Annotated in this window: 17 protein-coding genes; all 17 read right to left on the reverse strand. The window is 45.6% G+C overall.

What is annotated here, in order from left to right; genetic code table 11:
- Window positions 1–761 (reverse strand): isocitrate/isopropylmalate dehydrogenase family protein (locus IH879_10220; GenBank protein ID MCH7675312.1); only part of this gene is annotated, 761 nt, incomplete at its 3' end.
- Between the two features lie 10 nt (window positions 762–771).
- Window positions 772–1002, reverse strand: a complete 231-nt coding sequence (locus IH879_10225) for a type II toxin-antitoxin system HicA family toxin (protein MCH7675313.1) — start codon at window positions 1000–1002, stop codon at window positions 772–774.
- On the reverse strand, window positions 999–1205 hold the full coding sequence (locus IH879_10230; GenBank protein ID MCH7675314.1) for a type II toxin-antitoxin system HicB family antitoxin: 207 nt from the start codon (window positions 1203–1205) through the stop codon (window positions 999–1001). The genes IH879_10225 and IH879_10230 overlap by 4 nt, the downstream gene beginning before the upstream one ends.
- 28 nt (window positions 1206–1233) lie before the next feature.
- On the reverse strand, window positions 1234–1776 hold the full coding sequence (locus tag IH879_10235; protein MCH7675315.1) for an HD domain-containing protein: 543 nt from the start codon (window positions 1774–1776) through the stop codon (window positions 1234–1236).
- Window positions 1777–2553: a citryl-CoA lyase gene (locus IH879_10240; protein MCH7675316.1), complete on the reverse strand. Its 777-nt coding sequence runs from the start codon at window positions 2551–2553 to the stop codon at window positions 1777–1779.
- Between the two features lie 7 nt (window positions 2554–2560).
- Window positions 2561–3463, reverse strand: a complete 903-nt coding sequence (locus IH879_10245; protein MCH7675317.1) for a CoA-binding protein — start codon at window positions 3461–3463, stop codon at window positions 2561–2563.
- Window positions 3463–5007, reverse strand: coding sequence for an acetate--CoA ligase family protein (locus IH879_10250; GenBank protein ID MCH7675318.1), 1545 nt, complete (start codon window positions 5005–5007; stop codon window positions 3463–3465). The genes IH879_10245 and IH879_10250 overlap by 1 nt, the downstream gene beginning before the upstream one ends.
- 184 nt (window positions 5008–5191) lie before the next feature.
- Entirely contained in the window at window positions 5192–5536 is a 345-nt protein-coding gene (locus tag IH879_10255; protein MCH7675319.1) for a type II toxin-antitoxin system PemK/MazF family toxin, read from the reverse strand.
- Window positions 5537–5785 carry an AbrB/MazE/SpoVT family DNA-binding domain-containing protein gene (locus IH879_10260; protein MCH7675320.1) on the reverse strand — a complete coding sequence of 83 codons (249 nt, stop codon included), beginning with the start codon at window positions 5783–5785 and terminating at the stop codon, window positions 5537–5539.
- Between the two features lie 175 nt (window positions 5786–5960).
- On the reverse strand, window positions 5961–6128 hold the full coding sequence (locus IH879_10265) for a hypothetical protein (protein MCH7675321.1): 168 nt from the start codon (window positions 6126–6128) through the stop codon (window positions 5961–5963).
- Window positions 6129–6292: 164 nt separating this feature from the next.
- Window positions 6293–8251: a PD40 domain-containing protein gene (locus tag IH879_10270; GenBank protein MCH7675322.1), complete on the reverse strand. Its 1959-nt coding sequence runs from the start codon at window positions 8249–8251 to the stop codon at window positions 6293–6295.
- 346 nt (window positions 8252–8597) lie between these two features.
- Complete coding sequence (locus IH879_10275) at window positions 8598–10004, reverse strand: aminopeptidase 1 (GenBank protein MCH7675323.1); 1407 nt, start codon at window positions 10002–10004, stop codon at window positions 8598–8600.
- Between the two features lie 208 nt (window positions 10005–10212).
- Window positions 10213–10395, reverse strand: a complete 183-nt coding sequence (locus IH879_10280) for a hypothetical protein (GenBank protein MCH7675324.1) — start codon at window positions 10393–10395, stop codon at window positions 10213–10215.
- The gene (locus IH879_10285) at window positions 10392–11258 is read right to left on the reverse strand and encodes an NAD(P)-dependent oxidoreductase (GenBank protein MCH7675325.1); all 867 of its coding nucleotides are present in this window, start codon (window positions 11256–11258) and stop codon (window positions 10392–10394) included. Before IH879_10285 ends, IH879_10280 begins: the two co-directional genes overlap by 4 nt.
- A gap of 204 nt (window positions 11259–11462) precedes the next feature.
- The gene (locus IH879_10290) at window positions 11463–11834 is read right to left on the reverse strand and encodes a hypothetical protein (protein ID MCH7675326.1); all 372 of its coding nucleotides are present in this window, start codon (window positions 11832–11834) and stop codon (window positions 11463–11465) included.
- A gap of 120 nt (window positions 11835–11954) precedes the next feature.
- Window positions 11955–13322 carry an aminopeptidase P N-terminal domain-containing protein gene (locus IH879_10295; GenBank protein ID MCH7675327.1) on the reverse strand — a complete coding sequence of 456 codons (1368 nt, stop codon included), beginning with the start codon at window positions 13320–13322 and terminating at the stop codon, window positions 11955–11957.
- The coding region (locus tag IH879_10300; GenBank protein MCH7675328.1) for a hypothetical protein at window positions 13312–13679 on the reverse strand (368 nt) is incomplete at its 5' end. The genes IH879_10300 and IH879_10295, both read right to left, overlap by 11 nt.

Raw genomic sequence — 13679 nt, forward strand, 5'->3', positions numbered from 1 at the left:
GGATTTTTAATCAGCCACATACACATCGCATCGATATTCGTTTCCCACAGGTCGATATCAGGATAATTTTTCGCAACCTCTCGCGCCGTTCGCAATATCAAACCACTGGTTTCCCGCAGCACATTCGGTTTCTCAACAATGGTGACTGTTTTACAGCCGTGCTTTTTAGCATACTCAAATGCCTGAGTCACGATGCTCCGCGAAGCCTGGCGTGTGTTAATCCGTAAGCTGACCGCAATATCATCCAGACTTACGTTCGCAAAGCGTTTCATTTTGGGGGCATGCTCAAGAAGCGTTTGCATCACTGCTTCCGGCAATGGATGAAATTCCACCCCGACGTACAAATCTTCAGTGTTCTCTCTAAATACGACCAAATCGATGTCGTCACGATAATTCAGGGGATTACCGGGGTAAGCCTTGCAGGGACGCAGATTGGTGTGCAAATTAAACTCTTGACGCAGCCGAACGATTGGACTTGAGTAAATCAACCCTTTACCTTGCAACTCCGGTATAAGCTCTGATTGAGCCTCCTCTTTAGGCATTGAAGTAATCGCCCCAAACAAGCAAGTATCCGTACTTTTTAATAAATCGATAGTTCGATCCGGCAATGGATTGCCTTCGGTTTTCCAGAATTCCCAACCAATGTCGCCGTGAATGTATTCAGCATCGAGTTTCAGCGCGTCCAAAACGATTCGCGCCGCTTCCATGACGTCGTTGCCGACTCCGTCTCCGGGTAGCCAGGCTATTTTGTATTTTGCCATTGTTCTTTTTTTACACTTTCTTCAGTAATTGATTGAATTCATCTATATCCAACCCAGCATCTCGGATAATTGCTCGCTGAGTTCCTTTTGGAAGTTCTTTTTTACCATGACAAGGGACAACGACAATTCTTTGGCCGTTATCCATAATTGCATGACTCCCTTTCCATCTTTCAACTTGAAAACCCACTTTCTGCAAAACCTTGACTACCTCCGTTCCATTCGAGGGAATCATCTTACTCATATTTCAACTTCAACTGACTCGCCCGTCTTTCGGTATTCACTCATCCGACTTTTTAGAACTTCCAAATATCCTTCAATAGCTTCTTTAATATTTGTAATCGTTTCTTCGCGATTCTCGCCCCATGAATGACAACCCGGCAGTGATGGAACGTGAGCAGAAAATCGTCCATCTTCTTCGTTTTCTAAAATAATTTCATACTTCATTACTAACTCCTAATCATCAAAATTTTCATTAATGATATTTAACCAAATCAAAATCGATAAAATCCGCGTGATTCAAAATAATCGCTTCGGGCGAACGTCCGAACTTGTCTCCTTCATGCGAATGAACTGCAATTAAATGCATGACCTCGTCCGGGATATTGTATTTGAAGCAAAGACCCACTCCACTAAACGGATGCCTCAGGTATTTGCCATGCTTACTTTTAACCACTTTGCCGTTTTCTTTATCGTATTCCATGAGTTTTCCAACATCACAAAGCAGGGCGCCTGCAACCAGAATATCACGATTAATCGGTGTTTTACGGTCACCGTAGGCCTCAGTCAAAACCTCATCACATGCTACACACATCTTACAAACTGTCCGCACGTGCTCTAAAAACATGACTTTAACATTGTCGATTAAAAGAGTGAAGGGAATGCCCAATAATTCTTCCGCTGTCCAGTTGCGGTAATTCACCGCTTCTTCCCAAACGGAAATTGTGTTTTCGCGCAGCTCTTTATCTTCGATCAGGTTGAATTCCGGCATGTTTTCAATGAGTTCTTCTCTCGTCATCTACAAGCTCCTGTCCTCTGGCCCGTTATATTCATGATCTTCGGGATTGATTTTTCGCATCGGTTTCTGGGTAGTCTGCTCTTCAAAAATGTGAGCGACCAAACCGGGAACCCGCGACATCATAAAAAAGGCGTTGGCGAGACGCGGAGAAAAATCGAGTTCGCACAAGACAGCGGCTATCGCACCGTCAACGTTAATGGGCAACTTTCGTCCCATTTGTTTTCCAAGCTCGGATTCAACTGTAGTAGCAATTTTAATAAACTTGTCGGCAATTTTCAAGTCATTTGCCAACTTAAATAATTTCTTGCTTCGCGGATCTTCGGTGTGCAGCCGATGTCCAAAGCCGGAAATTCGTCTTCTTATTTCTATATATTCGGCCACAAGCTCCTCGCAAGCCTCGGCCACGGAAATTTCTCTTGCTTTAATTTTATCCTGAACTTGCAAAAGTGCACCCATGCAGTCTTCGATGGCCCCCCCGTGAAATTTCGAAATTGCCAGAATCCCGCTGGCAACAGCCGCATTCAAAGGAGCCCCGCTGGAGGCGACGATCATACTCGCGATTGTCGATGGTGGTGTGACCCCATGATCGATCGACGATACCAAAATGGCGTCAATTATTTTACCAACATCTTTCGACGGCAATTCACCCTTTAAGGCCAAATAAACAGACTGTCCAAAAGAGACACTGCCCATCAGCTCATCGATGCGATAGCCCCGCAAACGAACTTCATTGGGCTTGACTTTCGTAATCGCCGTTTTCCAACTTGATTTGCTCATCTTCGTCCTAATTTAAAGTTTGCAGTACTTCCTTCGTTACTTTTGGAATATCATCAAAGTTTTCAACCATGTGCGCCCCCACATCTTTGAGCCGCTTTACTTTACTTTCATGGGTTCCTCTATTCCCTTCCACAATGGCACCTGCATGCGAAAATCTCGTTCCGGATTTTGCAGCAGCGCCACCGATAAAAGCGATCAGCGGCTTGGTAAATTCTCCATTTTCAATTAAGTCAGCGACTTGCTCTTCCTGCGAGGTGCCGATTTCACCAAACAGGACCACAGCCTCGGTTTCGGGATCGTCTTGAAATCTCTTCACGATTTCCGGGTGCGGCATGCCGACAATGACGTCCCCCCCGACGTGAACAATTGAGCTTAGCCCAACGCCGCTTTTACTTAAATAATAGCCAATAGATGAAGTGATCCCGCCACTTCGGGAAGTGACGCCGACGTTGCCTTTTTTAAACCACTGTTTCGCGGTTTGCGCCCGACCGCCCATCATTCCCAAGACACCTTTGTCAACGCTGAGCATACCCAGAGTATTTGGGCCTAAAAATTGTGCACCCGCTTCTTTAGCAGCGTGAGCGATTTCTAACACGTCATAAATAGGGACACGATCAGGGACCAGCACAAGCAGTTTAATTCCAGCAGCAATAGCTTCTAGCGCAGCATTTTTTACCAAAGGCGCCGGCACAAAAATTACCGACGTGTTGATCTCAGAAACATTCTCCCTGGCCTCCAGAACGGTGTCATAAACCGGAACGTCCAAAACAGTCTGGTTTCCTTTGCCGGGTGTACAACCGGCAACTACTTTTGTGCCGTATTCCATCATCAGCTTCGTGCGGGCCATGCCTTCGCGGCCGGTGATGCCTTGCACCAGGACGCGGGAATTTTCATCAACTAAAATAGACATCAAGCAACCTTTTTCCGATATTCTTCTAATCCGGCGATTGGCAAATCGATATAAGCGCCTTTATTGCCATGAAAGATACACTCGATTTCGCAGGCCAAACATTCGATGCATTTACCGGCCTTTGCCTCGTCTTTCGATATGGCCAGAACTGGCACATTATTCTCTAGTTTTAGGATTTCAGGAACACATTTTTCAATGCAAATTTTGCTTTCACAATCCACACATGCGGCGTGATCGTAAGTGATGCTTCCGGTGATCGTTTCAAAGGTGTAGGGCTTTTCGGCAATGGGCTTGGTAAATTGCTTTTCCGGTTTACCATTTCCTTTGTGACTGTCAACCAACTCTTTCAGCCTTTCGGCACAAGAAAACGCAGAGTCGTCTTTTTTAAACCCCTCAACTGGTGCCGGCAAATCTTTTGTATAATTTTCCAGAATATCGATGGCAAGATCCTCGGAGTTCCCGCCAAGCCGAATAACCGCCGGAATCGACAAGTTCTCTTCCCGAAAGGCTTTGACCAAACCTCTGGCCGAGTGATACTGCTCCTGACTGGCTACACCGGATCCCGAACCGAAGTAAGCATCGATATTCTTTTGCGACAAAATGATTTTAGCGGCGCGGTAAACTTTCGAAGCGGGTGGATTGCCGCTGGTATCAGTGAAATTGGCCAATTTAAATCCCTGTGCCACGACGGCGTCCATGGACATCATCGAGCCGCCGCCGCCGGCACCATGAAAGCCGATGTACCCTTCACCTTTTTGAAAGCCTTCTGCCATTTGAATGAAATAAAACGTGCCGCGGTAATCGTTTTTTTCAACATCGTAAGCAATTTTATCCAATTCAGAAGGCGGCCGGTTCAACTCTCTGGCGATATCGATATCGAGCTCCGGATGGCGGAAAACGGCATAGTCATCGACGGCAATCCGGCAATCCGCGGCCATGACCTGACCTTCTTCGGTCAAAACCAACGGATTAATTTCAGCGGAACGGGCTTCATATTTTTTAGCAACGTTCCACAACTTGACCAGCACATCTGCAAGCTGCATCTGCAGTCGGCCTGAAATTCCGGTTTTGCGAATTAAGTCGCGCGCCTGAAAATCTTTCAGACCGCTGATGACATCGATCTTTAGTTTACCAACTTTTTCAGGATGCTCTGCAGCGATTTCTTCAATGCCCGTTCCACCAATCGAGCTAAAAATCACCACCGGACATTTAGCGGCATCGTCGATGATAATTCCGGCATAAAATTCCTGCTTAATTTTGATCTGCTCTTCGACCAGAACCTGAGTCACTTCAAAGTCGTTCACCTTGAGTCCAAATATTTTTTCCGCAGCCACTTGCGCTTCATCCGGGTTTTCGGCGAATTGAATTCCGCCCAACCCGGCGCGCCCGGTTGCCCAGATCTGTGCTTTGATTACGACCGGAGAAGCGATTTCTTGAGCTGCTTTAAAAACCTCCTCAGGACTCGATGCTAAAATACCTTTTGGAATCGGTATTTTAAATTCGCGCAGGAGTTCTTTGCCTTTATGTTCGTGTAGTCTTGCCATAGCTTTCAGAAAACTTTACTAAGACACTCTCCTTCCTCATCGTACCAAATTCTTATTTTCTTTGCCATAATATCTCACCTCAGATAATCCACCTGGCTACTCGTTCTTCCTGCCACTGCGCGTGTTCGAAGCCCGGCGCGTTAAAATCGCGGCGAGCGGTTCATCGCCAGCCACGACCCTGATGTTAGGCGTCTTGATATATACAAGCATCTAGGATACCAAGCACTTCAACCAAGATGTTACTTGGTGCTTTTTCAATAAGTTTAATTTGACGACTCTTGTAGTCAATTGATTTCACTTGTTCAACCATCACATAACCTGTTAAAGATGATTCTCTCGGAATTGCAACATGAAAGGGAATATTACGATTTGTGTTAGTGATGGGACATACAATAGTAAGACCTGTAGCCCCGTTAAATAGTTTGTTGCTGACAACTAATGCTGGACGTCGGCCTTTTTGTTCATGTCCGGATTGCGGATCAAATGTCACGATTACAAAATCTCCTTTTTCCGGGATATACCGAGGCATCTACCAAATCTCCCGTCCCATAGGAGCACCCCAATTTTCCTCTTTTGGTTTATAATCCTTTGGCATCTTACTGACCAAATCTCTTATATTATATCTTCCACGTATTTTATTCGTGGATTCTACAATAATTTTTCCTTCTTGAACCGTGATATCAACTTCTTCTCCAACATTAATATGAGAATTTTCAAGAAGGTTTTTGGGAATTCTTATTCCCTGACTGTTTCCCCATTTTTGAACTTTGGATAACATAATTATCTCTCTTTGCTTAGAATTAATCGGTATATACAAGTATATACATCAACATTTAAAATTGCAAGCTCATTTTCATGTATTTTTGGTGATAGTACTCTACCTGCAGAAGCGAGGCCATTTAAAGGATATACAGAAAGCGGCTTGCATAATCCTAATCTGCCTAACCATTTTATTATTCTTCCCCAAGAGCTTCCAAATCTGACATATCCTTTTTTCTTCCTGTCGCCCGTTTGTTTAAAATGAACTCGTCACGTCCGATGTATTGTCGATAGACGACACCCATGCCGCCTTCGCCGAGCTTTTCGAGGATTTTGTAGTGTGAGATTGTCTTACCAATCACAATATTTTCACCATCTATTCGGTATTGTCAATTCTAATATTGAACCAGCCCGCGGTATAACGTCGCCAATCAGCCTCGCAGCTTTTTTGCGTCGGCTGAATTGGCATCGTTAGGTTACCCACAAAGAAACCTTCATATGGATGATTTGGCCTGCGTCCTGAATCTTACTTGGCGGTAACCTCCTTCTGTGGCATGCTTGCAAGCACTGAGGCTACGTTTATAGTCCAGAGATCGGTATTCCCTTCATTGAGGCTGTAGACGATTGAATTTGCATCAGGGGACCACCAGATCGCCGACTCATCACCGGCACTCGTGGTCATCCGAGTGGCCTCTCCGCCTCCGGCTGGCATAACATAAACTTCGTAGTTGCCCTCTTTGTTTGAGAGAAACGCAATTTTGTTGCCATCTGGTGACCATCTCGCCCCAACTTCCCAAGTCGGATCATCGGTTAATCGAGTGGCCTGGCCCCCAGCAATCTCCATCACATAGAGATCAAAACTTTTGCCATCATGACCGTTAAATGCAACGGACATGCCATCTGGCGCGTACACAGCACCCGCTTCATAATTCATTTTCGTTAACTGCTTTGGGGCTCCTCCATCAGCAGGAACCATCCAAAGGTGCGCCTGCCCATCCGCCGTGCTCGAAGAAGCGTAAATGATAGCAGTTCCGTCGGCACTAAAGTTTGGACCAAAACAAGCTCCCTGTGTAGTCAATCTTTTTGCTGTTCCACCCGCGGCTGAGATGGTCCAGATGTCCCCTGTACTATTTTCGCGATCCGAAACAAAAGCGATAGTCTGACCATCCGGCGACCACTCCAAACCGAAATCATTGGCTTTGTCGTGGGTAAGCTGCCTTTCATCGCCACCGGAAACTGGAATCACCCAGATGTCGTTATCACCCCTGCGGTCAGAAACATAGGCGATTAATTTGCCGTCCGGAGAGCAGCGTGGGGAAAAATCATCGCCTTGATCTGATGTAAGTCGTACTACTTCACCACCGCCAGCAGGAACGAGGAAGATATCGCTGTTCCCATTTCTGTCGGATGTAAAGGTTATTTGGTTGCCGTCAGGTAAGAACTCAGGGGCGAATTCGTTCCTATCTCCAGTCGTGATCTGCTTGCTTGGGCCACCTTGCGCTGGAACGGTCCAAATATGAGTCTTATTCTCATTATAAGAGAAGGCAATAGCTTGCCCATCTGGAGACCATGTCACCGAACCCTCGGTGCCCTGGTCATCTGTCAACTGAACGGCCGCACCTCCAGTTGCCGGGACCGCCCACATGTCTGTCTTGCCCCCCCGATCAGAGAGAAACGCAATCCGCCTGCCGTCTGGTGACCATTGCGGTGAAAAATCATCGCCTTGATCTGTTGTTAACTGTTTGGGCTCACCACCAGTGGCAGAGACGACCCAAATATCGTTGTTGCCAGTCCGATCTGACTGGAAAGCAATCTGTGATCCGTCAGGTGACCACCGAGCATTACCATCATCCCCTTCGTCTGACGTGATTTGGGTTGATTCACCTATTGAAGTTGGAATTGTCCAGATGCTTTGTTTCCCACCTCGACTGGATTGAAAAGCGATCTTTTGTCCATCAGGCGACCATCGCGGTGAAAAATCGTCCGCTTTATTCGTAGTGATCTGAGTTTCTTCACCTCCATCTGCTGCCATGATCCAGATGTTAAAATCGCCACCCTTATTACTGTGAAAGGCGATTTTGCTGCCATCAGGCGACCAGGTTGGATCCATTTCCAGTCCCGGATCGGTCGTAAGCCGAGTGGGTTCTCCTCCGGTGGATGAAACCACCCAAATATCTGGCGGCGCCTCTTTATCTGAGGCATAGACTATTTTGCCGCCGTCTGGAGACCACCTAACCCAAGCCAGCCAATTTTGCTCCGGAGTCAGCTGCGTGGCCTGAGCGCCATCCGAAGTTACTTTCCAGATCGCCTGGGACCCTGACCGGTCGGAGATAAAAGCAACTTGGCTCCCGTCAGGTGAATAGCGCACTGTTCCGTCATTGCTCGGGCCACTTGTAATTTGTGCACGCTTCGAAGATTCCTGTTTGCATCCGATACTAAGGAGCAGAAAACATCCTACGAGTAGAACAAAAACTTTGGTTGACATGAGATTATCCTCCTCTAGTTAATTGTTTGTTTTAATTGTTTTATAGAATCAAAATTGGGAATTCTAATCGAATTAATCAGTGGCATCTTCCTCGGAAAGCGCATGACTGGTGGCGGCCGAAGACATATTAGAGCCCGATTATTTCTCCCAACATTAGTTGCCACCCAATATAATCCTAGTGATTAAAAAGTACGATCGAACCCTGGTCGACAATCAGGGCAAATGCAAGATGGTCGCACTCACCGCGGCTACCAGAAAATTACTCTGTATTATGAACACCATGCTAAAAAATAATCAACATTGGCCGCCTAAATGAACAGAAACAGCTTGACTTTCAAGACAGTCGCTACTTTGACTCACTATAAAACGCCTGGAAAGCCCGATATAGTTGCCAGAGATCGATTTTGGAAGAAAGTGAATACGTAGAATGCATGGATAAAAGCGGAATGCCGCAATCCAATACTTCCATGCCATCGCGCGAAAGAAAATGTCCGATGGTACCACCGCCGCCAACGTCTACTTTATAAGTATGCGTCTGATACGGAATTTTCTCCTTCTCAAGAATCTGGCGAAATCGAGCCGTGAATTCACTATTTGGGCTATTGCCACGCCCATATAATTTAATGACAACACCGTGACTCAGTTTGGCGGCGTTAGAATGCTCTTGCACGCCCGGAAACAGCGGGTTAACACCTGTCGTTACGTCCGCTGATAACACCTGAGTTTTTTGTAGCACCTTCCTGAGGTGAAATTCTGAAGATTGCCCAGGGCTTTCCAGATATAACAAACGACCCAGCAGTCCGCGCAAATAATCCGAGTTCGCGCCGGTATTATTGTTGGACCCACTCTCTTCATTGTCCACTAGAAAGGCTATTGTGGTATAGGGCGGATTCTTTACTGCAATGCTGGCACGCGCGGCAATATAGCTGCACAGGCGATCATCCTGGCCATAGGCTGCAACTAATCCCTTGTCAAAGCCAACATCTGCGGGCCGGGTGGCAGGAACGAGAGCTAGCTCCGCAGATATGAAATCTGCACGGCCTATATTATAAGTCTTCTCAAGATAGGCCATGATTTGTTTGTCCACATTACCCTCTTCGTCAGGAATTGAACCCACTAGCGGGTCCAATTCTTCACCGCTAATAACGTCCCTGCTGGTACGTTTGCGATAGGCTCGATCAACGTGTGGTGCTAAGTCAGGAATGACGAAAACAGGCTCGCCAGGCTGGTTACCGATATTTATCCATACCGTACTTCCATCCGTTTTATCAATGCGTCCCATTAATGCCAATGGCACGTTGACCCACTGGTATTTCTTGATACCGCCGTGATATAACGTCTGGAATTGTGCGAATCCATTGCTTTCGTATAGCGGCCGCCCTTTCAACTCAAGCCGTGGCGAGTCAATATGGCTGCCGATAAGCCGCACCCCCTGTCTTAGCTTGCTCTTTCCCACAACGATAAGGCTAATCGTGCGATCGCGGTTGACGTCGTAGTATTTCGCGCCGGGTCGCCAGGATGAGTTTTCTGTCAATCGTTTAAAGCCGCTCTTTTCAGCAAGAGCGACGACCTCCCTTACGGTCGCAAGCTCAGTTTTTGCGGTCGCCATAAATTCCTTGTACTCCTCCGCAAACTGAAACACCGCTTGGCGGTTATTCTCGTTTATTTTTGACCACGAAGATTTCGTGCTGAGCTGCGCAAGTAGAATAGTCGGGAAGAGAAGAAAGGCAAATAGGCGGAATAAAAACGTCATAATCATCACCTGGAATTTTGTTTTAAATGTAGTTATTTAGAATGCTAAATAAGTCTCATGAGCCCATTATACATCTGACGCCACAATCAGCCGCGCATTTTTTGCGTCGGTCTGGATTTTTTTTGTTAGGCACTTATTTGCTTATTAGAACCTTCATTTAGGCACGGGCTGAAGCCACGTGCCACACAAGCCTTCTTTTTTGTTCATGTCAAGGGCACCCGCACGCCCCCATGCCGCCCTCGCCGAGCTTTTCGATGATTTTGTTTACCCCGTTGGATAATACATTTGAATGAATTCGAATATTAGCTATTTTAGCTTTTTGGAAATGGAAACCCAAAAGCCTGACTCTTTTATCCCACGGGGTGTAATGGAGTATGGTTTTGCCGATCATGATTTAGTTTTATATAACTTAATCAACCCATGCGACCCAAGTTCACCAAAACCCTTTTCCTTGGCTTGAGTAAACAATTCGTAAGCCAGCTTCGTCCCTTTGAATTCGTCTCCTAACTGCCTGGCGGTTTCGTAAGCGATTCTCAAATCCTTTTGCTGCATTCCGAGTTTAAAACCGGGTTCGAGATCACCCTTTAAGACGCGCGGGCCGTAATTATCCAACGCCCAGGAACCCGCTGCCCCACTTGAAACCACTTTGTGCATGATATCCAGATCAAGCCCAACTTTCTCTGCAAGTACAAAAGCTTCTGAAAGCGCCACTGCGTGCAGCCCGCAAAAAATCTGGTTAATCATCTTGGTTCGCTGACCGTCCCCGTGGCCGCCGCAAAGGATAATGTTTTTCCCCATGGCTTGAAAAACGGCAAGCACTTTTTCAAAAACTTCCTTTTTACCTCCAACCATTATTGTCAGAGTTCCATTTCGGGCCCCGGTATCACCGCCCGAAACCGGCGCATCGAGCATTTCGCAACCTGATTTTTCCAACCGGGCCGCGAATTTTTCCGTTGCTGCCGGACTGATGGTACTCATGTCAATGATTATTTTACCAGCGCTTAATCCGGCAATTAAACCCGTGTCGCCAAAAATCACTTCTTCGACATCCGGGGTGTCGTTTACAATCGCAATGATTACATCGACTTGCTCCGCCAGACTTTTCAACGAATCCGCAACTGAAGCACCCGCATTCTTTACGGGTACGGTTTTCTCAGTCGTACGATTCCAAACCGTGACTTGAAATCCTGCCTTGAGAAGATTCAAAGACATGGATTTTCCCATGATGCCTAAGCCCACAAAACCAATTTTCATTCTTCTTTTATTTATGATAGAATAGAAGCGAGGTTGGGAAAACTGTATGGAACGGTCGCGACCGTTCCATACGCCGCTTTCCTATGCTTAAGATTTGTAAGAGTATATAAATATCAAATAAAATTATCAACGAGTTTTTTTGAAATAAAAAAAGCCCCGCATTGACGGAGCTTGAAAAGAAGTTTCTGTCCTACTACTAAAATCTTAATGATCGGAAATTGTATATTGTTGCTGTGACATAAAATTAAATAGAAAAGTGTATTTTTTTGTCAAGGGCCTGGTAATTTCATAGCATTTATTTTCAGGGTTGTTTGGACTGGTATCATATTTAAAAATCGTTGAAAAGGGAAGCCTGTATTCCAAAATAGCGTTCTTTGACTCGACTTTGATTAGTCTGGGCAAAGTCAATTGCTTCGTCAAATCTTCACTTTGATTTATATTGAGGGCGCGGGTTGTAGAATCTATTTTCACAGCTTCTGAAGTATTGGACTCATCTGTTCGATCTTGAGCGAGCAGGCATTGATTGGAAACCAAAACTAATAAGAGGAGGAAGATTTTCTTGGTAAATGAGATCATCAATTAAACCGCGTGTTTGGCACTATACTATGTTTAACATTTTAAGTTGTAGGACTATTCCCCGGGAAATTCAAGTTCCAAATTTACAAAACCCAAAAACCAAATCCGGCATACAATATTTTAATCAAGAATCGAGAAGAGCTTGTTTTCTTCTTTCATAATCTTTTCAATATCCGCTATTTCGCGCGGTGCTTTGTGTGAAAGCAGCTTGTGTCCATCTTCGGTTACAAGCACATCGTCCTCAATTCTAACCCCGATATTCCAGTATGCTTTATCTATCTCAGCGCCTTCAGAAATATAAATTCCAGGCTCCACGGTTATCACCATTCCGGGCTGCAGCGGACCCCGATCGCCCACATCGTGGGTATCGAGACCGAGATAATGGCTTGTGCCGTGATTAAAATATTTAGCATAACCGGCCTCTTCAATGACTTTTTTAGCAACCTTGTGAACATCCCGGAAAGGGACTCCCGGCTTTACTGCAGCAATTGCTTCTTTTTGAGCCCGCAAGACTATTTCATAAATCTCTTTTTGCTCTTTTAAAAATTTACCGTTTGCTGGAATCGTACGCGTAATATCGGCGGAGTATCCTTGAAATTCCGCGCCGATGTCAATCACAACTAAATCACCTTTGGCTAATTGGCGGCGATTTTTCCAATGATGCAAAATTGTTGAATTCGGTCCGGAACCTACAATCGAAGGGAAGGCCGGATACTCGGCCCCATGATACTTGAAGACATATTCGATAATCGCTTCCAACTGGTATTCATACATTTCAGGTTTGGCGGCACGCATGGCTGCCAGATGCGCTTCGCCGGTGATGTCAATTGCTTTTTGCAATAATCGCAATTCAGCAGACGATTTTATCTGGCGCAAACCGGATAATATTTTATTTGGGGATTTGACCTTGAGTCCGTCAAATTTTTTTTTGAAAAATTTCTTCGCTTTCTGAGCAATAAAATATCGCTGGTTGCTAACTGTATCATACAAGAACTCAACCGGAAAGGAGTACAGAAGTTCTTTTCTCCCGGTTAAAAACTTACCCAGCAGTTTTCCAAAATCACCGTATTCTTTGACTACTTCAAACCCGAGTTCATTTTTGGCTCGTTCCATGGAAATTGTTTTTCCTAAGAAAGAGGCCATGCGAGAATTACCCCTTGGAACAAACAATACTTCACTGGACTTCACACTATCGATGTCAACACCGCCTTTAACAAGCACGAGGGCAACATTGTGGTCAGTGATTCCGGTTAAGTAGTATAGATTATTATCCTGGCGGTACTCGTACTCAACATCGTTGGATCGGGTTTTCAACAGCGCGGCATGAAAGATTGCAACCGAGCTGTCGGGCATCTGCTCCAAAACCGCCGCTCTCCTCCGTGCAAATTCTTCGGGCGGGATTGCCAAATCTTGCGCCAAAACGAGCGTAAATTGGCAAACCGCAATAATGAAAAAAAAGAGTACGCGAGCGACCGAACTACTTTTCATTTGAGTCAACCCATTTAATCAAAGTAATGGTTGATTTCACGGACTGGGTAATCGGAATAGTCATGCTCATTTGTCCGGTAAAAGCAGCAGTCATTTCCATGTCCGTCTGGTTTTCGGCAGCAACCAAAAGTCCTTCTTTCGGAGCAAAATATATCGTCCTTTGGAAATCGCCGTCACCTTCCATAAAAAATTTCATGCCCTGCATCGAGCCGTCGCCTTCTACGTTAACCGTGCCCTTTACATCAATTTTCAGGCAATCGTAACCTAACTTTTTTTCTTTTCCTAAAAGCGTAAATTCCATATCGGATTTACTCACAACGGTGCCGCCAAATGAATTCAGAGAATCGACATCGGTCA

Source organism: candidate division KSB1 bacterium, from assembly GCA_022562085.1.
In the GTDB taxonomy this organism is placed as follows: domain Bacteria; phylum Zhuqueibacterota; class Zhuqueibacteria; order Oceanimicrobiales; family Oceanimicrobiaceae; genus Oceanimicrobium.